Annotated in this window: 17 protein-coding genes; 2 read left to right on the top strand and 15 right to left on the bottom strand. The window is 66.8% G+C overall.

All coding sequences use genetic code 11. The features are described 5' to 3' along the window. Positions 1–263: 263 nt before the first annotated feature. The 4 genes from rpsA to polA all read right to left on the bottom strand — a co-directional run bounded on the left by rpsA (position 264) and on the right by polA (position 6,913). Positions 264–1,742 carry a 30S ribosomal protein S1 gene (gene rpsA, locus ASF72_RS15765; protein WP_050687814.1) on the bottom strand — a complete coding sequence of 493 codons (1,479 nt, stop codon included), beginning with the start codon at positions 1,740–1,742 and terminating at the stop codon, positions 264–266. Between the two features lie 180 nt (positions 1,743–1,922). Beyond that, positions 1,923–2,897 (bottom strand): polysaccharide deacetylase family protein, encoded by a 975-nt coding sequence (locus ASF72_RS15770; protein ID WP_050687815.1) that lies wholly within the window; start codon positions 2,895–2,897, stop codon positions 1,923–1,925. A gap of 28 nt (positions 2,898–2,925) precedes the next feature. Continuing rightward, positions 2,926–4,224, bottom strand: coding sequence for a GNAT family N-acetyltransferase (locus tag ASF72_RS15775; RefSeq protein ID WP_050687816.1), 1,299 nt, complete (start codon positions 4,222–4,224; stop codon positions 2,926–2,928). 46 nt (positions 4,225–4,270) lie between these two features. Beyond that, positions 4,271–6,913: a DNA polymerase I gene (gene polA, locus ASF72_RS15780; RefSeq protein ID WP_056600472.1), complete on the bottom strand. Its 2,643-nt coding sequence runs from the start codon at positions 6,911–6,913 to the stop codon at positions 4,271–4,273. A 187-nt stretch (positions 6,914–7,100) separates the two neighbouring features. Between polA and ASF72_RS15785 the strand changes: the two genes are divergently transcribed. Further along, on the top strand, positions 7,101–7,574 hold the full coding sequence (locus tag ASF72_RS15785; protein WP_050687817.1) for a hotdog fold thioesterase: 474 nt from the start codon (positions 7,101–7,103) through the stop codon (positions 7,572–7,574). On the opposite strand, the gene ASF72_RS15790 is transcribed toward ASF72_RS15785, so the two are convergent. From ASF72_RS15790 to ASF72_RS15840, 11 genes are all read right to left on the bottom strand, one after another. Further along, positions 7,571–8,134 carry a dihydrofolate reductase family protein gene (locus tag ASF72_RS15790; RefSeq protein ID WP_056600431.1) on the bottom strand — a complete coding sequence of 188 codons (564 nt, stop codon included), beginning with the start codon at positions 8,132–8,134 and terminating at the stop codon, positions 7,571–7,573. The two genes, ASF72_RS15785 and ASF72_RS15790, sit on opposite strands and share 4 nt — an antisense overlap. Positions 8,135–8,181: 47 nt before the next feature. After that, a complete protein-coding gene (locus ASF72_RS15795; RefSeq protein ID WP_050687819.1) occupies positions 8,182–8,403 on the bottom strand; it encodes a hypothetical protein in 222 nt (73 codons plus the stop codon). Continuing rightward, the gene (locus tag ASF72_RS15800; protein ID WP_235504744.1) at positions 8,400–9,758 is read right to left on the bottom strand and encodes an inorganic phosphate transporter; all 1,359 of its coding nucleotides are present in this window, start codon (positions 9,756–9,758) and stop codon (positions 8,400–8,402) included. The genes ASF72_RS15795 and ASF72_RS15800 overlap by 4 nt, the downstream gene beginning before the upstream one ends. Positions 9,759–9,951: 193 nt before the next feature. Continuing rightward, on the bottom strand, positions 9,952–10,659 hold the full coding sequence (locus tag ASF72_RS15805) for a hypothetical protein (protein WP_050687807.1): 708 nt from the start codon (positions 10,657–10,659) through the stop codon (positions 9,952–9,954). A 63-nt stretch (positions 10,660–10,722) separates the two neighbouring features. After that, positions 10,723–11,097 carry a hypothetical protein gene (locus tag ASF72_RS15810; protein ID WP_157371007.1) on the bottom strand — a complete coding sequence of 125 codons (375 nt, stop codon included), beginning with the start codon at positions 11,095–11,097 and terminating at the stop codon, positions 10,723–10,725. Then, positions 11,097–12,722: a radical SAM protein gene (locus ASF72_RS15815; RefSeq protein ID WP_056600432.1), complete on the bottom strand. Its 1,626-nt coding sequence runs from the start codon at positions 12,720–12,722 to the stop codon at positions 11,097–11,099. Before ASF72_RS15815 ends, ASF72_RS15810 begins: the two co-directional genes overlap by 1 nt. Before the next feature lies 1 nt (position 12,723). Continuing rightward, the gene (locus ASF72_RS20395; RefSeq protein WP_056600434.1) at positions 12,724–13,074 is read right to left on the bottom strand and encodes a hypothetical protein; all 351 of its coding nucleotides are present in this window, start codon (positions 13,072–13,074) and stop codon (positions 12,724–12,726) included. Continuing rightward, positions 13,071–13,829, bottom strand: a complete 759-nt coding sequence (locus tag ASF72_RS15825; RefSeq protein ID WP_056600436.1) for a prolipoprotein diacylglyceryl transferase family protein — start codon at positions 13,827–13,829, stop codon at positions 13,071–13,073. Before ASF72_RS15825 ends, ASF72_RS20395 begins: the two co-directional genes overlap by 4 nt. 84 nt (positions 13,830–13,913) lie before the next feature. Further along, positions 13,914–14,348: a VOC family protein gene (locus tag ASF72_RS15830; protein WP_050687801.1), complete on the bottom strand. Its 435-nt coding sequence runs from the start codon at positions 14,346–14,348 to the stop codon at positions 13,914–13,916. A 102-nt stretch (positions 14,349–14,450) separates the two neighbouring features. Then, positions 14,451–15,125 (bottom strand): response regulator, encoded by a 675-nt coding sequence (locus ASF72_RS15835; protein ID WP_056600474.1) that lies wholly within the window; start codon positions 15,123–15,125, stop codon positions 14,451–14,453. A gap of 35 nt (positions 15,126–15,160) precedes the next feature. After that, entirely contained in the window at positions 15,161–17,029 is a 1,869-nt protein-coding gene (locus tag ASF72_RS15840; protein WP_235504745.1) for a DUF4118 domain-containing protein, read from the bottom strand. Between the two features lie 180 nt (positions 17,030–17,209). Here ASF72_RS15840 and ASF72_RS15845 point away from each other — a divergent pair, with 180 nt between their 5' ends. Next, positions 17,210–19,186: a hypothetical protein gene (locus ASF72_RS15845; RefSeq protein ID WP_056600440.1), complete on the top strand. Its 1,977-nt coding sequence runs from the start codon at positions 17,210–17,212 to the stop codon at positions 19,184–19,186. The last annotated feature ends 33 nt before the right edge of the window (positions 19,187–19,219 follow it).

The raw sequence follows: 19,219 nt of genomic DNA on the forward strand, positions 1-19,219 counted from the left end.
AACCGCACCCCCACCACCAGGAACATCGCTGACACCGGGGCCGCGCACCATCGAGGCCATGCCCAGAGCGGGTACACCCTCATTGCTCCGACAACTTAAGCGGCGCCGGCTCCAACGAATCCGCGGGACGAAACCGGGTACGCCGCTCCCGCAGGGAGCCGCAAGCTGGATACCCCGAGACCTGGCCAAGTGTTAAACACAACAGGCCCCCACCAGAGGTGAAGGCCTGTTGTGTTGGCGCCGTTAGCTGGCGCCGGTGGCAACTAGTTGCCGGTGAGCTTTTCGCGCAGTGCGGCGAGTGCCTCGTCGGATGCAAGGGTACCTGCGCCGGCGTTGGACTCTGCAGCCGGCTCCGAGGAGTAGCTGGTGGTGCCGGAATCGCTGTCACCGGACGTTGCTGCTGCAGCGTCGTCGGCGGCGTGCTGGGTAACCTGCTTCTTGTGGGCTTCCCAACGGGTCTGGGCGTCAGCGTACTGCTGCTCCCAGGCGGCGCGCTGGTTCTCGTAGCCTTCAAGCCACTCGTTGGACTCCGGATCGAAGCCCTCGGGGTACTTGTAGTTGCCCTCTTCGTCGTACTCAGCGGCCATGCCGTAGAGAGCCGGATCGAATTCGGTGCTGTCGGCGTCGACGCCCTCGTTGGCCTGCTTGAGGGACAGCGAGATGCGGCGGCGTTCCAGGTCGATGTCGATGACCTTGACGAACAGTTCGTCACCAACGGAGACAACCTGCTCGGCCAGCTCAACGTGGCGCACGGCGAGCTCGGAGATGTGGACCAGGCCTTCGATGCCGTCTTCGACGCGGACAAACGCACCGAACGGAACCAGCTTGGTGACCTTACCCGGCACAACCTGGCCCAGGGCGTGGGTGCGGGCGAAGGTCTGCCACGGATCTTCCTGCGTAGCCTTGAGCGACAGGGAAACACGCTCGCGGTCCAGGTCGACTTCGAGAACCTCGACGGTGACTTCCTGGCCAACTTCGACAACCTCGGACGGGTGGTCGATGTGCTTCCAGGACAGCTCGGAAACGTGAACGAGGCCGTCTACGCCGCCCAGGTCCACGAATGCACCGAAGTTGACGATGGAGGAAACGACGCCGGGACGAACCTGGCCCTTTTCCAGCTTGTTGAGGAACGTGGAGCGAACCTCGGACTGGGTCTGCTCGAGCCATGCACGGCGGGACAGAACCACGTTGTTGCGGTTCTTGTCCAGCTCGATGATCTTGGCTTCGATCTGCTGACCGATGTACGGAGCCAGGTCGCGCACACGGCGCATCTCGACGAGGGATGCGGGCAGGAAGCCGCGCAGACCGATGTCGAGGATAAGACCACCCTTGACAACCTCGATGACGGTACCGGTGACGACACCGTCTTCTTCCTTGACCTTCTCGATGTCGCCCCAGGCACGCTCGTACTGAGCGCGCTTCTTGGAGAGGATCAGGCGGCCTTCTTTGTCTTCCTTGGTGAGCACCAGGGCTTCGACCTGATCGCCAACGGAGACAACGTCTCCGGGATCAACGTCGTGCTTGATGGAAAGCTCGCGGGAGGGGATGACACCTTCGGTTTTGTAACCGATGTCGAGCAGAACTTCGTCGCGGTCGACCTTAACGACGGTACCTTCGACGAGGTCTCCGTCGTTGAAGTACTTGATGGTCGCGTCGACAGCTGCGAGGAAGTCCTCAGCGGTACCGATGTCGTTAATTGCGACTACGGGGGTACCGGGCTTCTCGGTGGAGGTGATGGTCATGTAGTAGGGGCTCCGTTGTGGATAGTAAGTTGATCAGGCGACCACCACTTCCGGGTATTGACCTGGAGGCAGAGCACGGCGGATTGCCGGGTCATCCTGACTGCGGGATTAAACGTGCGGAAAAAAATTACGCACACGTAACACACGCCCGTTTATTCTAGTCGCAGCTCAACAGCCGGGTCAAAGCGGCGGTAGTACGTCCCCAAGGCGGGCAAACGTGGTTCCGCCGGCCAGGAGTTGCGGCAGTGCACGGCGGAAACCCGGGCCGGTGCCGCTGCCGGGCTTGTTGAAGTGCGCAATGACGATGTCCCCCGGCCGGACCCCGGCAAGGGCAGCAGCCACAGCCCCGGGTCCCAGGGTGGCGCCGCCGTCGGCATTAACGCTGAAGTTCACCGGCAGCATCCCCAACCTGCGCGTCATCCCGGCGGCCACCTCATCAAGATGGGCGGTGCCGGACCGGAAAAACCGCGGCTCCACTCCCGACGCTGCCCGCAGCAGCTCCAGGCAGCCCGTGAGTTCGTCATAAGCCTCCGCGACGGATCCGGTGCCGGGGATCCGGTACGCGGATTTGCCGACGACGGACAAGGGCCTGTGTGCCCAGCCGTGGTTTGCCAGCTCAAACAGCGGGTCGTGGCCAAGTTCAGTTGCCAGGCCAAGGTTCGCCTGGACCCAACGGGCATTGACGAACAGGGTCGCTGGCACGGCGAGTTGCCGGAGCAGCCCCAGCAGTTCCTGGTCCACCCCCGCGCCGCCGGGTCCACCGCAGGCGTCCAGGGTCAGCACCACCGGCTGTGCCGCGGACTGTGTCACCACGCCGGTGACCGCCAGGCCCCACTCGTTGGGATGGCGGCCGGCGAATTCCGCCACCAGTTGCTCCTTGGTGGGCGGCACAAAAGCGGGCGCGGACGGCGGCGCCGGCGCCGGAGAAGCTTCCTCCGGCACGGCATGGCCAGGCTCGGCAGCACCGGCAGCGCCGTGCCGGGCCTGACCAGGGTGCCCTCCGGGATCCGGTTGCCGGTCCGCCGGGCCGGCCGGATTGCCCGGCCCGGGCTGCCAGGGCGCCGAACACGACGCCGCGGCGGCCGCCACACCCACTGCCAAGCCAACCAACAATTCCCGCCGGCCGGCCAGCGCCGGTGCACGGTGATCCCCCAAGGATGTTCCTTTGTGAAGGCAGGGGCTCCTAGAAGTGGGTCAGGCAGTGCGTGGAACGCTCAACCGCAAACATCCCCCGTGCCTGGAGCGCCGCACCCTGCGTGTGTTCCCGGATCCGCCCAGCCGCCGCCAGCGTAACCGGGCTGACCGCGCCGAGGTAAATCGATGACAGGACAGAGACGTCAAGGTCCAGGTCGGCGGGCGTTTCCTCGGCAAGGCGTTCGACGTCGGCCTGTCCGCCTTCCACTGTAACGGCGAATGTTCCGCCGGCCAGGCCAAGCGGGTCACCGACGTTAATGACCAGCCGTCCGTCCACCGGGTAATGGCGCGCGGTGAGGGCGGCCGGAACGTCGAGGATCCGAAGCCACAGCATGTCCCGGACGTCCGAGGCATCGATGCAGCGGGGATCCGCGAGGGCCCAGGTGAGCGGGTCGTCCAACGGCGCCTCGTCCCACGTGACCCGTTCCACCAGGTCGATGGCGCCGAGGAACTGCCACAGCTCCAGGTAGGCGTCGTCGCTGGCCGCGAGGAAGTCCACTACTTCCACCGTGTAGGGCTCTTTCTCCCAACCCAGGAACTTGTAGGAGACGTAGCCGTCCACGGCGCCGGCAGGCCCGTAATGGAGGGCCACCTTGATGGCCGCATCTTCCTTGCCGTCCCGGCCCCGGGCCCCGGACACCATATGCCGGTACCACTCGTGCCGGCCCACAGACCCCGGCAACAGCCGGTGAACCTGTTCAAAAACTTCCGGGGCAAGGTCCAGCAGCTTCCGGGGATCGGCGATCTCCACAGTCCCGGTGGCCTGGTGGGCCAGGCTGAAACGGGCAGTGGTGTCCACCTTGACGCTGCGCTCAAAACTGGCCACGCCGAACCCGAAGCGCCCGTAAATGGTGCCCTCGGAGGCTGTCAGCGCGGCCATGGAGACTCCGCTGTCCTTGGCCAGGCGCAGGTCCTCAGCCATCATGCGCCGCAGCAGGCCACGGCGGCGGTGTGTGGTGCGCACCGTGACGGCGGTGATGAGGTGGCTGGGCAACGTCCTGCCGAACCCGATGTTCAGGGTCTTCCGGAAGGTGCCAAACGTCGCCACCGGAACTTCCGCCGGCAGGGACGACGCCGGCACATCCCCGACCTGGTAGACCCCGGTGTACTCCGGCTGGTCCGCCACCTTGATGGCCAGGGTGCCGGTGATGTGCTCCGTTGTCCTGGCCTCATCATGGAACCCGAACGCCACTGCCCGGGACCACGCCAGGGACTGGTCGAACCCCTCGCTACCCTCGGTTGCCGCCGGGAAGCGCCGGATCTCATAGTTATCACTCGAATTACTCACGATTCCGAGCCTAACCAATGAATCCGGCGCCTGACCAGCACCTGCGTCAGTGGCCGGCGTCGTACCAGCTGGGTCCTACGCCGATCTGCACTTCCAGGGGCACCGTGAGGTCCGCGGCGGCTGCCATCTGTTCCGTGACCAGCCGTTCCACGGCGTCCCGTTCACCGGCAGCCACTTCCAGCACCAGTTCATCGTGGACCTGCAGCAGCATCCGGGACTTCAGCCCCTGCGCCTTGAGCTCGGCGTGGACGCCCAGCATGGCGCGCTTGATGATGTCCGCGGCGGAACCCTGGATGGGGCTGTTGAGGGCGATCCGTTCGGCGTTTTCGCGCGCCTGCCGGTCGGTGCTGGTGAGGTCCGGCAGGTAGCGCCGCCGGCCTTCAATGGTGGCCGTATAGCCGTCGATCCGGGCCTGTTCCACCACGCCGCGCAGGTAGTCACGCACGGCGCCGAACCGGTCGAAGTAGTCCTTCATGAGGGTGCGGGCCTCATCAACCGAGATTTCCAGTTGCTTGGACAGACCGAACGAGGTCAGGCCATAGGCGAGGCCGTAGGACATGGCCTTGACCTTGGAGCGCATGGCGCTGGTGACTTCCTCCGTGGGCACGTGGAAGATGTTGGAGCCCACAAACCGATGCAGGTCCTCGCCGTCCTTGTAGGCCTGGATGAGGCCGGCGTCACCCGACAGGTGCGCCATGATGCGCATCTCGATCTGCGAGTAGTCGGCCGACAGCAGGCATTCGTAGCCTTCACTGACCACAAAGATGCCCCGGACCCGGCGGCCTTCCTCGCTGCGGATGGGGATGTTCTGCAGGTTGGGGTTGTTGGAGGAGATCCGGCCCGTGGCGGCTACGTTCTGCGCGTACGTGGTGTGGATCCGGCCGTCCGCGGCCACGGACTTCTTCAGCGATTCGATCATCTGGCGGAGCTTCGCGGACTCACGGTGCGCCATCAGCTGCACCAGGAACTCGTGGCCCGTTTTCTCCAGCAGGTTCTTCAGGGACGCGGCATCCGTGGTGTAGCCGGACTTGATCTTTTTGGTCTTGGGCAGTTCGAGTTCCTCAAACAGAACGGTCTGCAGCTGCTTGGGCGAGCCCAGGTTGACCTCATGGCCGATCGCCGCGAACGCCTGTTCCTGGGCGTGGTCGATCACCCGGGCGAGGTCGGCCATCTGGTCTTCCATCCGCTCCAGGTCGATCCCGATTCCTGCCAGCTCCATGTCCGCCAGCACCCGGCTGACCGGCAGTTCCAGCGTGGAGAGCAGTTCCTCGGACTGGCGTTCCTTCAGTTCGGCTTCGAAGAAGCTGCTCAGGGAACGCACGACGGCGGCCGCCTGGACCAGTGCGTCTGCCGCGGCGGTGTCGTCCCCGTCGAAGGAAAGCTCCAGTTGGCCGGCCTTCGCCGTGGCCCCGGGGAGGCCCACGTTCAGGTGGTGCTGGGCCAGTTCCGCGAGTTCGTAGGTCCGGCGGTCGGGTTCCAGCAGGTATCCGGAGATCGAGGTGTCGTCCACAACGCCTTCCAGTTCCAGTCCTCTCGCCGTCAGGGCCTTGAGCGCTGCCTTGAAGCCGTGCAGGACCTTGGGTTCCGCCGGGTTGCGCAGCCAGGCGGCCAGGATGTTTTCAGCTTCGGCGTCCTGCCCCTCCAGGGAGATGTAGGCTGCGCCGCCCTCGCGGACAATGGCCACCGCGGCTGCGTCCTCGCCGACGCGCCCCGGGATGAGGTCCACCGCAACGGCGGACCGCTGGCCGGTACCGGCGGCAAAGAATTCCGAGAGCCCTGCAGCGTCGGTTGGCGTGATGTACTCCGGGGTGGGGATGCTTTCCCGCTCGGCCGCGGGAGTGTCAGCTTCGCCGTACAGTGCGAAGAGGCGGGTCCGGATGGTCTTGAACTCCAGCTCATCAAACAGGTTTTCCAGCGCTGCCTGGTCCGGCCGCGGTTCGTACAGCTCGTCGAGCGTGACCGGCAGTTCCAGGTCCGTGTGCAGCCTGTTGAGCTTGCGGTTCCGCTTGACGGAGTCCACATGCTCGCGCAGGGCGTCGCCCACCTTGCCGCCGATGGCGTCGATGTTGGCCAGCACGCCTTCGAGCCCGCCATAGAGGTTGATCCATTTGGCGGCAGTTTTGGGCCCGACGCCGGGCACGCCGGGCAGGTTGTCCGCGGTCTCCCCCACCAGCGCGGCCAGGTCCGAGTACTCGGCGGGGGTGACGAAGTACTTTTCCTGGATGGCGGCCGCATCCATCCGGGGAATGTCGCTGACGCCCTTCTTGGGGTACAGCACAAAAACGTTGTCCGTAATGAGCTGGAACGCATCCCGGTCGCCGGAGACCAGCAGCACCTCATAACCGGCCTTGTCGCCCATGGCGGCGAGGGTGGCCAGGATGTCGTCCGCTTCGAAGCCGGGCATCTTGATGGTCTTGATGCCCCAGGCCTCCATGACCTGGCCGATGAGGTCGATCTGGCCGCTCATCTCTCGGGGGGTCTCGTTGCGGCCGCCCTTGTATTCGCTGTACTCCGCCTTGCGGTGGGTGGTTTCGTCGGAGACGTCGAACGCCACGGCGATGTGGGTGGGCTTCTGTTCCTTGATCAGGTTGATCAGCATGGAAGTGAAGCCGTGGATGGCGTTGGTGTGCTGGCCGTGGGCGGTGGAGAACTTGTCCGCGGGCAGTGCGAAGAAGGCGCGGAACGCCATGGAGTGACCGTCCAGGACCAGCAGCCGGGGCTGGCCCGTCAGTGGGACAACGGGGGCGTCAGTGGCCGAAACCGTTCCGGCGGCCGGAGGCGGTACCTGGTCCGTGGGGGCAGGGTCGCGCTCGAGGACCTGGGACGGGAAGGGGGCCGGTTTGGTTGTTTCACTCACAGGTGCCAGCCTAGTTGCCATGATGGACAATTTCACGCCCGGACCGTTCACCGCTGAACTGACGGCCGCCGGTATTCCCGAACACCTGCATGGTTGGCTTGGCAGCTTCGGGATCGGTGCCCTGGTGGTGAAAATGGAGATCCGGTTCCTTGAAATGAGCCCGGAACGCACGGTGGCCACCATGCCTGTGGCCGGCAACACCCAGGTTGCAGGGATCCTGCACGGCGGGGCGCACGTGGTCCTGGCAGAGACTTTGGGATCCTTTTCCGCAGGGATCCATGCCGGTCCCGGCCGGCATGCAGTGGGAATTGAGGTCAACGCCACACATCACCGCTCCATCGCCACCGGCTTGGTGACGGGAACCTGCACCGCCATCCACCTGGGCCGCACCCTGGCAACGCATGAAATCGTGATGACGGACGAGGCCGGACGCCGGCTCTCCACAGCCCGGATCACCAACATGATCAGGGACAACAACGGCGGCCGGGCCTAACCGGCCACACCCTCCGCAGCGGTTCCCAAAAGGTAGCGGAGCTCAACAATCCCGCGCCCCATGGTGCGCGAACCGCTCAACTCAAGGACCGGCGTCGGGCCCTGCAGTGGCAGCAGGCGCTTCCCGTCCCCCAGCACCACCGGGATGACCGACAGGATGATCTCGTCCAGCAGGCCGGCGGCTGCGAACTGGGCCGCCAGGTTGCCACCGCCAACCACCCAGATGTTCGCCCCGCCTGCGGCGCCGCGGAAGTCATCGATGAACTCCGCCACGTCGCCGCGGACAAACGTGATGTCCGCCCCCTGCTGGGCGCGGTGTTCATGCCGGGTGAAGACGTAGCTGGGTGTATCCGGGTACGGCCACGTGTCCGGTTCGTGTTCGATCAGCCATTCGTAGGTGCTGCCGCCCATAACGATGCTCCCCACCCCGGCCCTAAACGCGTCGTAGCTTTCAGCGCCGCCCTCGAACCCGTCGAACTGCAGCAGCCAGGCGAGGTCGTCGGTGGGTGTGGCGATAAAGCCGTCGAGGGATGCTGCGACAAAGTACTGGATCCGTGCCATGGGGCCAGCCTAGCCAAGCGTGGGCGCAGTTCCCAGAGTGCGGGTGCTCAGGCCGAGAAGTACGGGATGATCAGGTACAGCCCAAAGAGGACTGCAAGCCCGCAGAGTCCGAAGCAGGCGTAGGCCAGGGCCCGTTTTATGCCCGGTGAGGCCTGCTCGGAGTCACCGGCGATGGCTGTGAGCCGGACGCCCAGCGAATAGAGCACCACCACGGTGACGGCGGAAACCAGGGTTGCCCCGCCGACTGTCAGCAGTTCCAACCATTTCATCGCTGGGTCTCCTTGAAGGGTGCGGTGCCGTCTGTGCCGTTGATTTCCGGCGTTGCGCCGGCCGGGTTTTCGGCGGCCGGGGTTTCGGGGGCGGCAGGGTTTTCGGCGGCCGGGGCGGCGGCAGCGCCTGCGCGGTTCCTTGCCCTGTCGCGGACCCGGGCCCTGGCCCGGGCGCGGGCCTCGGCCAGCGCCTTCTTCTTGGCGAAACGGACGGCCTGGCCGGCCTCTTCCACCTCGACGGCGTTGTGGTGGCCCACTTCGGACTTGCGGGAGTGCAGGAACATGTAGAGGACTGCTCCGATACCTGCCACGGCGGCAATCAGGACGCCAACGATGCCGGTCTTGACCAGCAGCGCCGTCAGGGCACCAACGATGCCCGCAGCCGGAAGGGTGAACAGCCAGCCCAGCGCGATCTTGCCCACCATGGACCAGCGGACGCTGGTACCGCGGCGGCCCAGGCCGGAGCCGATGACGGAGCCGGAGGCCACCTGGGTGGTGGACAGCGCAAAACCGAGGTGCGAGGAGGCCAGGATGGCGGACGCGGTGCTGGTTTCCGCGGCGAAACCCTGGGCGGGCTTTACTTCGGTGAGTCCGGAGCCCATGGTCCGGATGATGCGCCAGCCGCCGGAGTAGGTGCCGATCGCGATGGCCAGGGCGCAGGCGGCGATGACCCAGAACTGGGGTCCGGTGCCTGGCGCCTGGGTGCCGGCGGAGATCAGGACGAGGGTGATGATGCCCATGGTCTTCTGCGCGTCATTGGTGCCGTGGGCCAGGGCCACCAGGCTGGAGGTGAAGATCTGCCCGGTCCGGAACCCGCCGCGTTTCTGCGTGAGCTTGCTGCCGGTCTCCGGATCGTGCCGGGACGTCAGTGCATAAGCTAGCCGCGTGCAGGTGTACGCCACGATGCCTGCGATGAGGGGGGCGAAGATGGCCGGCAGGATGACTTTCTGCGCCAGGGATGCCAGGTTGATGGAGTTGAAGCCGATACCTGCGATCGCGGCACCGATCAGGCCGCCGAACAAGGCGTGGGAGGAGCTGGACGGCAGCCCCTTCAACCACGTGATCATGTTCCAGAGGATGGCGCCCATCAGGCCGGCGAAGATAATTTCCGGGGTGATCTGGACCCCGTCGGCGCCTTCGTTGATGATGCCGCCGGACACCGTCTTGGCCACCTCGGTGGACAGGAAGGCGCCCACCAGGTTCAGGATGGCGGCGAGGGTGACGGCAGTCTTCGGTTTGATGGCGCCCGTTGCGATGGGCGTGGCCATGGCATTTGCGGTGTCATGGAAACCGTTCGTGAAGTCGAAAAATAGTGCCAGTGCGATGACCAGCGCCACCATGAAGGTGATATCCACCTGTTGCCCAATCTGCAGAGTCGACGTTCAGCAATTTCGCGTTTCCGGCTGCCCCCGCACAGCATAATTCACCAGCTGTTCGCGGGGAATGACCTGCGGCGTTAACCAACCGGCGTGAAACCTTATCGATCGTACGCGTCCGGAAGGTCAGGTCAAAACAACCGGCGCCGGCCGGTAACCACCCCGCCCAGTGTCAGGCGGTGGTTTCGCGCGGCTGGCCGGTGTGGCCGTCAGGGTGCGTGGCGCCGGCAGCGAGGCCGGGCGCTGCTTTGGCTTCCAGGGCCGCGATGGTGACGTCCGGCAGGACGATCAGGCCATCGAGTTCACGCCGGGCGCGTTTGTAGGCCTGCTGCCGTTCGGCCGGGGTAGCCGCTGAATCCTCGGCGATCCGGAGCAGTTTTCGGGCGGTGGCAAGCCGTTGCCGTTCGGGGCCGCTGAACCTGCTGTCCTTGATGCGTTTAGCCTCGCGCTCGGCCAGGTCCAGCGCCAGCGCGAAGCTGTCGACGGCCTGCCGGTAGGACTCGAAGGCGGCTGGCGACGTCATGTCGGCGGCCGTGGTCGGGCGCTGGCCGTCCGCTTCCCGTTTCGCCCGGAGGAAGGCCACGGTGAGGGGCTCCCGGACGTCCGTCATCAACGGAAAGTCGATGAGTTTGCCGACGTCCAGTTCGTACTCGAGCCACCGCGCGTTGGTTGCGGTGTGCCGGACCAGGACGTCCGCCACCCGGGCAGCCGACGCCACTTCCGCGTCGCGGGACTGGTTCCGGAGGGTGTACAGCTCCACTTTGCGGCGGTGCCGGCGTTCGCCGGCCTTGCGCCACGAGTTGGCCCAGTGCCCGGCAAACGCACTCAGGGGAAAAATCAGCCACCATTTGTCGGATAGGAACTCAAAGAGGGACTCCACCGCACCATCCTTGCAGCAGCCCCGTCCCGCCTCAACCCCCCACGGACCGGCGAGGTGGTTGGTTCAGCGGCCCGGCTGGGAAGCTGCCAGGGCGTAGCTGCCCCATAACCCGGCGGCCAGGAGGAGGGCCAGGTACGCCAGGATCAGCCGGGTATCCCGGAGGTAGCAGTTCGACCGGGTCAGGCCCCGTCGCCGGGCTTTCCAGTAGCCGGCGAATCCGACGGCGGCGAACACGGCCAGTGCCACCGGGCCGGCAACCCAGCCCAGCAGGGCAATGGTCGCGAAGATGCAGAGCCGCAGCGGATCGAACGGCGGTGGGTCCGCCGGGTCCGTTCCGTGGCCGCGCCCCTGGCCGTGCAGGGCGGCATGTTTGGCGCGGACCAGTTGCGATGGCATTGGCCCGGCTGCGATCCGCCGGGCCTCCGACTCGGCGTCCATCAGTGCTCCCCGGCACTGGCCGGGACCTGGCGGACGGGGAGGAGCCGGGTGCCGGTGGCCGTGCTGATGCGTTGCCTGGCCAGGGCGGGCCACGCCTGGACAGCACAGAACGGAGCGCATTGGTGTTCGCCGGCGTCGCTCTTGGTGCCCACGTGGACGCAGCATTGCGTGAGCCGTTCCTCGATCATGGTGGAGATGTCCATAAAGGGCTTCACCATGATGCGGGTGATCCGTTCGCCCAGCAGCCGGCGCAGCCGCTGCTGCTGGCCTGGCAGTTTGCCGGCGGCCAACGTGGTCAGGGTGCCGATGCCGAGGTCGCACTGGGTGCAGATGTTTTTCCAAAGATCCATGGTCCGCGGGTGGGACAGCGATGACTGCTCGCTCAGGAGGTCCAGGAGGGAGGTCTTCATGAGGTTCCGCAGCTCGAGCGGGATCGCGCTGTCGGCGATGCGGTTGGCAAGGCCGTCGGGATTGAGTTCCAGCCACGCGAGCAGCTGGTCATGCCCGACGAGGGCTGCCAGCGAACGCCAGGCCCCGGAATCGTCCTTCAGCATGTAGCCCACGGATGCGCAATGCGGATGGGAGCACGGGAGTGCCGTCAGGTCGTGCCATGAAACCACCCCGCCGGTTTGCGCCGCGAGCCGTTCCAGGACGCCCGTGTGGGTGAGCCTGGCCGTGGGGTCGATGCCGTGGCCGCGCCCCGAACCGAACACCGGCTGCAGCGCAACCCCACCCACAAACGGGGTTTCCAGGGCCCGCATCACAACGGCGCCGACCTCACCATCGTTGACGCCAAGGGCCGCCGTCATGGTCAGGGTGGTGAAGACACCTGCCTCGGACAGGCGTGCGATGGCCAGGTCCTTGAAGCGGGTCAGGTCTCCCCCGCGGTGATGGATGGATGTTTCCCTGGACGGGCCGTCGTATTGGAGGTAGACCTCCACCCGGTCCCGGTGCCTGGCCAGCAGCGCCAGCAGTTCATCGTCGGTTGCGATCAGCATGCCGTTGCTGTTTACCATGATCCGCACGATCGGACGGGCTACGAGCTCGTCCAGGAGTTCAGCCAGCTGCGGATAGAGCGTTGGTTCGCCGCCGGAAAGCATCAGCACGTCGAGCCGCCCGTTTTCGCGGGACAGCCGGGTGTCAATGTTCGCGAGCACCTCGCTCAGCGGTGCCACCCCCTGCAACGTGGGGCCGGAGGCGGTGAAGCAGGTGGGACAGCGCAGGTTGCAGTGTTCGATGATGTCCTGCAGGAGGATGCAGGTGTGCTGGGTCTGCATGGCAGGCAGCCCGTATGCGTAGGCTTCGGGCACCTGGCGGTAATTGCCGGCCTGGTCCGGGATGTGCTGCTTGGTGGGGGCCTGCCATTTCTCCAGGTAGCGCAGGATTTCCGGGGACTCGTCATACAGTGTGCTGACGAGGCCGTGATCGGGGCAGCCGCGTTCCAGCCAGACCCGGTCATCGCGGATCAGCAGCGCGCCGGAGAGGCGCCGCACCTGCGCGAGCGGGGGGTTGGTTTCGTGGCAGTGGGGGCAGAATGCTGTGACGTAGCGGTGGATCCGGTCCCCGCGCAGCGGCTGGCCGGGGCCGGGCAGCGACTGTCGGGAGGCGAACGGCAGTGGATTCATCTCAGGCCCTTATCTGTGCGAGGTATCCGACGCAGATCCCGCCGCCGAGCAGCGTGAAGATTCCCAGGCCAATCAGCAGCCCGGCGCCCCACTTGGCTGTGGGTGGCCGGACCGCCAGCAGAATCGCGATGGCCAGGTAGCCTGCGATGGGAATCAGCACCACAGGCCCACTCAGGTACCGCACCGGCTGGGTGGGATCGGCCGTGGTCTGGACTGCGCTGAAAATAATCGGTCCGCCGACATAGAGGCCGTAGAGGACCACTGCCCCCACGAGGGTTCCGACCCCCAAGGGACCGAGCCAGGGTTCAGCGGGGTCCTCACCGTTCCCGGTAAAGCGGTTGTTCCTGCTCATGCCACCCGTCCTTCCAGCCTGGGGCGGCGGGGTTTCCCGAACACCCGCTGCATCCGCCAGGACAGCAGGGGGAGAATCACCAGCAGAAACCACTGGGGCCGGCTCATGCCCAGCCACAGCACCTCGTTGCCCCGGACGAATTCGACGCCGAACCGGAACAGCGCGTAGGCGCTCACATAGCAGATTAAGAGGTCGCCTGGACGGGGCAGGCGGTCCCGGTACCGCCACATGAGCGCAAAGGCGGCTGCGTGGAAGGCAATCTCATAGGCAAAGGACGGGTGCAGTCCTACCCCGGGCAGCCCGCCCAACAGCGCCGCCTGTGCCGGCGTGAGCGATATGCCCCAGGCCTGCCCGGTGGGGGTACCGGGCAGTTCCGTGAGGAGGCAGCCCACGCGTCCAAGCACCAGCGCCAACGCCACCGCGGGTGCCAACAGGTCGCCGGTGGACCCGCGGTAGCCCGTCAGCCGTTTCCCCAGGTGCACACCAAGCCAGGCTCCGACCAGTCCCGCGAGGATACTGCGGTCGCCGTTGCCCCACCACTCGGCCAGGGAGACCTGGCGGGAAACGTCCCAGGTGAGGACTCGTGAGCCGATTGCCCCGAACGCGATGGCGAAACCCGCAATGGGCCACAGGCGTGGGTCGGTCAGGCCCCGGCGGCGCTTTTCGTAGCCGTAGAACAGCAGGGCCGCCAGGATGCCCAGGCCCAGCAGGCAGGCGTGCACCAGTGGGTCCCCGGCGAAGGGAAGGCCTGTCATGGCCGGTGTGCAGCAGTGAGCATTCCTGCTCCTCAGGTCCTACATCCGGGTGGAAATGGGTCCAACAGCTCCGGCCGGCGCGTCCTAGGGGGCGCCGGTGGCACCCTGGGCGCCGTTGACGTTCACCAGCCAGTCGATGCCGAATTTGTCGGTGCACATGCCAAAAATATCGCCCCAGGGCGAGGCCTCCATGGGCACGGTGACGGAGCCGCCGTCGGTACTGAGCTTCTCGTAATAGCCGCGCAGTTCGGCCTCATCATCCCCGCTGACGGAAACCGAGATGGCCGAGCCCGGGTTGTAGGGCATGCTGTTCGGGGTGTCGGCGCCCATCAGGACCAGCCCACTGGGCGTGGTCAGCATGCCGTGCATCACCTTGTCCGCTTCGGCGGGATCCTCGGAGGCCTGGTACTCGCCGAACGTACTGACGCGGAGGTCGCCGCCGAACACCGACTGGTAGAAGTTCATCGCGTCGCGGGCGTTGTCGCGGAAACTGATGTACGGGTTAAGGATGGTGGGCATGGCGGTGACTCCTTCGTGCAGGATAAAAGCTGGACCAGACAACATCCTGCCCCAAGCCGGTCGCCGCCGGTAGGGGGGATTTCCACATGGCCGGGCCCGGGGTTAAGGCTCGAAGCGGTACCCCATCCCCGGTTCGGTGCGGAGGTGCCGGGGATTGCCGGGATCGGCCTCCAGCTTGCGCCGCAGCTGGGCCATGTACACCCGCAGGTAGTTGGCTTCCTTCTGGTAGGGGGGACCCCAGACCAGGGCCAGCAGCTGCTGCTGGCTGACCAGCCGGGACGGATTGCGGACCAGGATTTCCAGGATGCTCCACTCGGTGGGGGTGAGCCGGACCGGTTTTCCGCCACGATGCACCTGCCGCCGCACCAGGTCAACGGTGAACCCTTCCGTGGCTACCGTGGGGGCGGAATCCGGCTGCGGCACGCGGCGCAGCAGTGCCCGCAGCCGCGCCAGCAGTTCGTCCAGGCCGAAGGGTTTGGTGATGTAGTCGTCAGCACCCGCGTCCAGGGCAGCCACCTTGTCCGCCGAACCGTGGCGGGCAGAGAGCACCAGGACGGGGACGGTGCTCCAGCGGCGCAGGTCCCGCAGCACCGCTGCGCCGTCCATGTCCGGCAAGCCCAGGTCCAGGACCACCAGGTCCGGTGTGTCCCTGGCCGCGGCGGCAAGCGCCGATCCGCCGTCAGCTGCCACGGTGACCCGGTAGCCGTGGCCGGCCAGCGTGATCCTCAGGGCCTTAAGCAGGTGCGGATCGTCGTCAACAACCAGGACGGTGGCCAGTGGGGCAGGTCCGCCTGCGGGGACGTCGGCGGTGCTCACTGGGCCTGTTCCCTGGGACCCGTGGACAGGGGCAACCGGATGACCATGGTCAGGCCCCCGCCCGGGGTTTCCTCCGCGGTCAGGGACCCCCGCATGGCCTCGACGAAGCCCTGCGCAACGGCAAGCCCCAGGCCCACGCCGGTTGCGGGCTGGGCGTCGTCCAGGCGCTGGAACGGGCGGAACATTTCCACCACTTTCATGGCGGGAACGCCGGGTCCGCGGTCGGCGATCCGCAGTTCGCCGGAGGGGTGCCCGGCCAGAGCGGAACCCATGCCATCGGTGGTGCCGGTGATTGCCACCTGGGTGCCGGGTGCGTATTTGAGGGCGTTTTCCACAATATTGGCGATGACCCGTTCCAGCAGCCCGGGGTCCGCATCCACGGCCGGCATGTTGGGCGGCAGCACCACGGCGACGGCGGTTGACGGGATGCCGCGGAGCGCCTTGTCCAGCACGTCATGCCACCGCACGGGTCCCAGGAGGGGCTCCACCGACTGCGCAGTGATCCGTGACATGTCCAGCAGGTTGCCCACCAGCAGGTCCAGCCTGTCGGAACATTCGTCGATGGTCTGCACCAGCTCGCGCTCCTCGGCCCGGGTGAAGGTGCCGGCGTCCTGCAGCAGTCCCCCGGCGGCCAGCTTGATCCCGGCCAGCGGCGTCCGGAGGTCATGGGACACCGCCCTCAGGATGGCGGTGCGCATGGTATTTCCTTCCGCCAGCCGCATGATCTCAAGCCGGCTGGTTTCCAGTTGTCGGCGCTCCAGCTGCGCCTTGATGTGCACGGCAACGGCGCCCAGCAACGTGCGCCGGTCCGGTGCGACTTCCCTGCCGAAAAGGACCAGCCACGTGACGGCGTCCACAGGTTCCACGGTGCTGCCGGGCGGGGGCGCGGCAGGCGGCACCATTCCGTGCCATCCCGTAGTGTCCCCCACCCCGGCAAGCAGCACTACCGGCGCCTTCCCGGCTCCGGCGCCGGGTGACTGCCGCGCCACAATGGCCGCTCCGGCGACGCCAAACACGGTGACCGCATCGGACAGCAGACCGCGGAGCGGGTCTGCGGACCGCGAGGCGTCCAGCGCCAGGTCCCCCAGGATGCCGGCCTCCGCCCGCGCCTGCGCGGCTTCGCGTGAGCGCCGTGCAGACCGGTCCACTACGCCGGCCACCGCAACGGACAGGCCCAGGAACACCGCCAGGGACAGAAAATCCTGCGGGTCCTCGATGGCCAGGTTGCCCAGCGGGGGCGTCGAGAAGAAGTTGACCAGGACACTGCTCCACAAGGCACCAACCACCGCAGGCCGCAAGCCGCCCACCAGTGCGATCGCCACGGCGCCGGCCAGCTGGATCAGCACGGCGGTGGCAACACTGTGTTCGAACGCGGCGAGGACCAGCTGAAGCAGCGCCGGCAGTATGGCGGCGAGCGCAATGCCCCCGAAGGTGCGGGCACGGCCCACATCCAGCGGCCGTCTTTGCACGGGGTTCCGGGCCGGCAGGCCGGGGACCACATGGACGTCGATGTCCCCGGCACCGCGGATCACCCGCATGCCCGTACCGGCAGCGCCCCGGAACATCCCTGCCCGGGAACGCCCCACCACCATCCGGGTGGCCTGGACCGAGCGTGCATAGTCGAGCAGGCCGGTGGCAACGTCATCGCCCTGCAGGGTCCGGAAGGTGCCGCCGGCTGCCACGACGGCGCGGCGCTGCGCCTCGAGTGCCTGCGGTGATCCGCTCCGGCTCCCCTTGGGGGTCCGGACGTGGACGCCCAGGAGTTCACTGCCCCCGCCGGGCGGCAGAAGGCGCGCGGCGCGCTCCGTGAGCACGCCACCGTCGTCGTCCCCCTTGAGGCCGATCACTATACGTTCCGCTGGCATGGGGCACATTCTGCCACCTCCGGAGCGGCACCTTTGACCGCCGGTGTGCCCTTCCCCACACCGGCGTTAAGGATGCGTCAAGATCCCCGGATTTCGGGGTTCGGGGCCTTGTCCCGGTGCTACGTTCGGCTGTGCCGCGGCGCTGTGCCGTGGCCTGGACACTGACGCAGAGGGAACCCGATGACCACCATGAGCAGACCGCCGGCTGATCCGTCAGCCCTTCCTCCCGGCCGCAGGGCTGCGGTACGGGACTGGCTGCTTTTTGGCCTGCAGGACGCCAAAGGCACGCACCAGGGCCCGGGCGGGCAATCATCCGGGCAGGACCACAAACACCCCTGGTGGCAGGTGATGTGCCTGACGGGCGTGGACTACTTCTCCACCCTTGGCTACCAGCCCGCCATCGCGGCGCTGGCGGCGGGGGCCATCTCACCGCTGGCCACGCTGGTGCTGGTGGCCGTGACCCTCCTGGGGGCCCTGCCGGTCTACCGCCGCGTGGCCGGCGAAAGCCCCCGCGGCGAGGGTTCCATCGCCATGCTGGAACGGCTTCTGCCGCGCTGGGGCGGGAAACTCCTGGTCCTGGGCCTGCTGGGGTTCGCCGCCACGGATTTTATGATCACCATGACCCTCTCCGCCGCCGACGCCACGGCGCACCTGATCGAGAACCCGTATGCGCCCGGCTGGCTGCACGGCCAGGAGGTGGCCATCACCCTGGTCCTCCTGGCGCTGCTGGCCGCCGTTTTCCTGCGGGGCTTCAAGGAAGCCATCGGTGTGGCGGTTGTCCTTGTGGTGGTGTACCTGTCACTTAACGTGGTGGTCATTGGCCGTTCCCTGGTGGAAGCGGCCAACCATCCGGTGGCGGTGGACAACTGGTGGCAGACGCTGACCACCTCCCACGGGAACCCGCTGATGGCCGTGGCCATTGCCTTGCTGGTGTTTCCCAAACTCGCGCTGGGCCTCTCCGGTTTTGAGACCGGCGTGGCAGTGATGCCCCAGATCAAGGGCAGCCCCTCGGACACCGACGCGAACCCAGCCGGAAGGATCCAGGGCACCCGGCGGATGCTCACCACAGCGGCCCTGATCATGAGCACGTTCCTGGTGACCAGCAGCTTCGCCACTGTAGTACTTATCCCCGCGGCGCAATTTGAGCCGGGCGGGGAAGCCAATGGCCGTGCGCTGGCCTTCCTGGCGCACTCCTACCTGGGGCCGGGGTTCGGCACGGTGTACGACCTCAGCACCATCGCCATCCTGTGGTTCGCCGGTGCCTCCGCCATGGCGGGGCTGCTGAACCTGGTGCCGCGGTACCTGCCCAGGTACGGCATGGCCCCGGCCTGGGCCAAAGCGGTGCGGCCGCTGGTGCTCGTGTTCACCATCCTGGGGTTCGTGGTCACCTGGCTTTTTGAGGCCGACGTCGACGCCCAGGGCGGCGCTTACGCCACGGGCGTGCTGGTGCTGATGACGTCCGCGGCAGTGGCCGTCACGCTTTCGGCCCGGCGCCAGCAGCAACGCAAACGCACCGTGGGCTTCGGCATCATCGCCGTCCTCTTTACCTACACCACGGTGACCAACATCTTCGAACGGCCCGAAGGCATCCGGATTGCCGCGTTCTTCATCCTGGGCATCATTGCCGTCTCCCTGCTGTCCAGGTTGATGCGCTCCTTCGAACTGCACGCCACCCACGTGCGGCTGGACACCGCAGCCCTGGAGTTCATGGCCCCCGCACTGGCCGGGCCCATCGGCATCATTGCCCACGAACCGGTCCGCGTGGCCGCTGCCGACTACCGGCAAAAACTGGCGTCCGCCACCGAGGCAAGCCACTTCCCGCGAAACGCCCGGCCGCTGTTCCTGGAAGTCATTGTGGACGACTCCTCCGACTTCGAAACCGCCCTGGAGGTGCGCGGCGTACTCCGGCATGGGTACCAGGTCCTGGAAGTCCACGGGCCGGGCGTCCCCAACACCATCGCCTCCGTGCTCCTGCACATCCGTGACGTGACAGGGCTGATGCCGCACATCTACTTCCGCTGGACGGAAGGCAACCCGGTCCGCAACCTCCTCCGGTTCCTGTTCCTCGGCGAAGGCGAAATTGCGCCGGTGACCCGGGAGATCCTCCGTGAAGCCGAGCCGGACATCCGGCAGCGGCCCTGGGTGCACGTGGGCTGACCGGCCGGGCGCCGCCGTCGTGCTTTCCCCGCC

Source organism: Arthrobacter sp. Leaf141 (genome assembly GCF_001424565.1).
Classification (GTDB): domain Bacteria; phylum Actinomycetota; class Actinomycetes; order Actinomycetales; family Micrococcaceae; genus Arthrobacter.

Bases quoted from the DNA above. Each gene is read 5' to 3' on its own strand.
- rpsA (WP_050687814.1), bottom strand. From the start codon at position 1,742: ATGACCATCACCTCCACCGAGAAGCCCGGTACCCCCGTAGTCGCAATT.
- polA (WP_056600472.1), bottom strand. From the start codon at position 6,913: ATGGCGTTCCGCGCCTTCTTCGCACTGCCCGCGGACAAGTTCTCCACC.
- ASF72_RS15785 (WP_050687817.1), top strand. From the start codon at position 7,101: ATGATGGACAATTTCACGCCCGGACCGTTCACCGCTGAACTGACGGCC.
- ASF72_RS15790 (WP_056600431.1), bottom strand. From the start codon at position 8,134: ATGGCACGGATCCAGTACTTTGTCGCAGCATCCCTCGACGGCTTTATC.
- ASF72_RS15795 (WP_050687819.1), bottom strand. From the start codon at position 8,403: ATGAAATGGTTGGAACTGCTGACAGTCGGCGGGGCAACCCTGGTTTCC.
- ASF72_RS15810 (WP_157371007.1), bottom strand. From the start codon at position 11,097: ATGGACGCCGAGTCGGAGGCCCGGCGGATCGCAGCCGGGCCAATGCCA.
- ASF72_RS15815 (WP_056600432.1), bottom strand. From the start codon at position 12,722: ATGAATCCACTGCCGTTCGCCTCCCGACAGTCGCTGCCCGGCCCCGGC.
- ASF72_RS20395 (WP_056600434.1), bottom strand. From the start codon at position 13,074: ATGAGCAGGAACAACCGCTTTACCGGGAACGGTGAGGACCCCGCTGAA.
- ASF72_RS15825 (WP_056600436.1), bottom strand. From the start codon at position 13,829: ATGACAGGCCTTCCCTTCGCCGGGGACCCACTGGTGCACGCCTGCCTG.
- ASF72_RS15830 (WP_050687801.1), bottom strand. From the start codon at position 14,348: ATGCCCACCATCCTTAACCCGTACATCAGTTTCCGCGACAACGCCCGC.
- ASF72_RS15840 (WP_235504745.1), bottom strand. From the start codon at position 17,029: ATGCCAGCGGAACGTATAGTGATCGGCCTCAAGGGGGACGACGACGGT.
- ASF72_RS15845 (WP_056600440.1), top strand. From the start codon at position 17,210: ATGACCACCATGAGCAGACCGCCGGCTGATCCGTCAGCCCTTCCTCCC.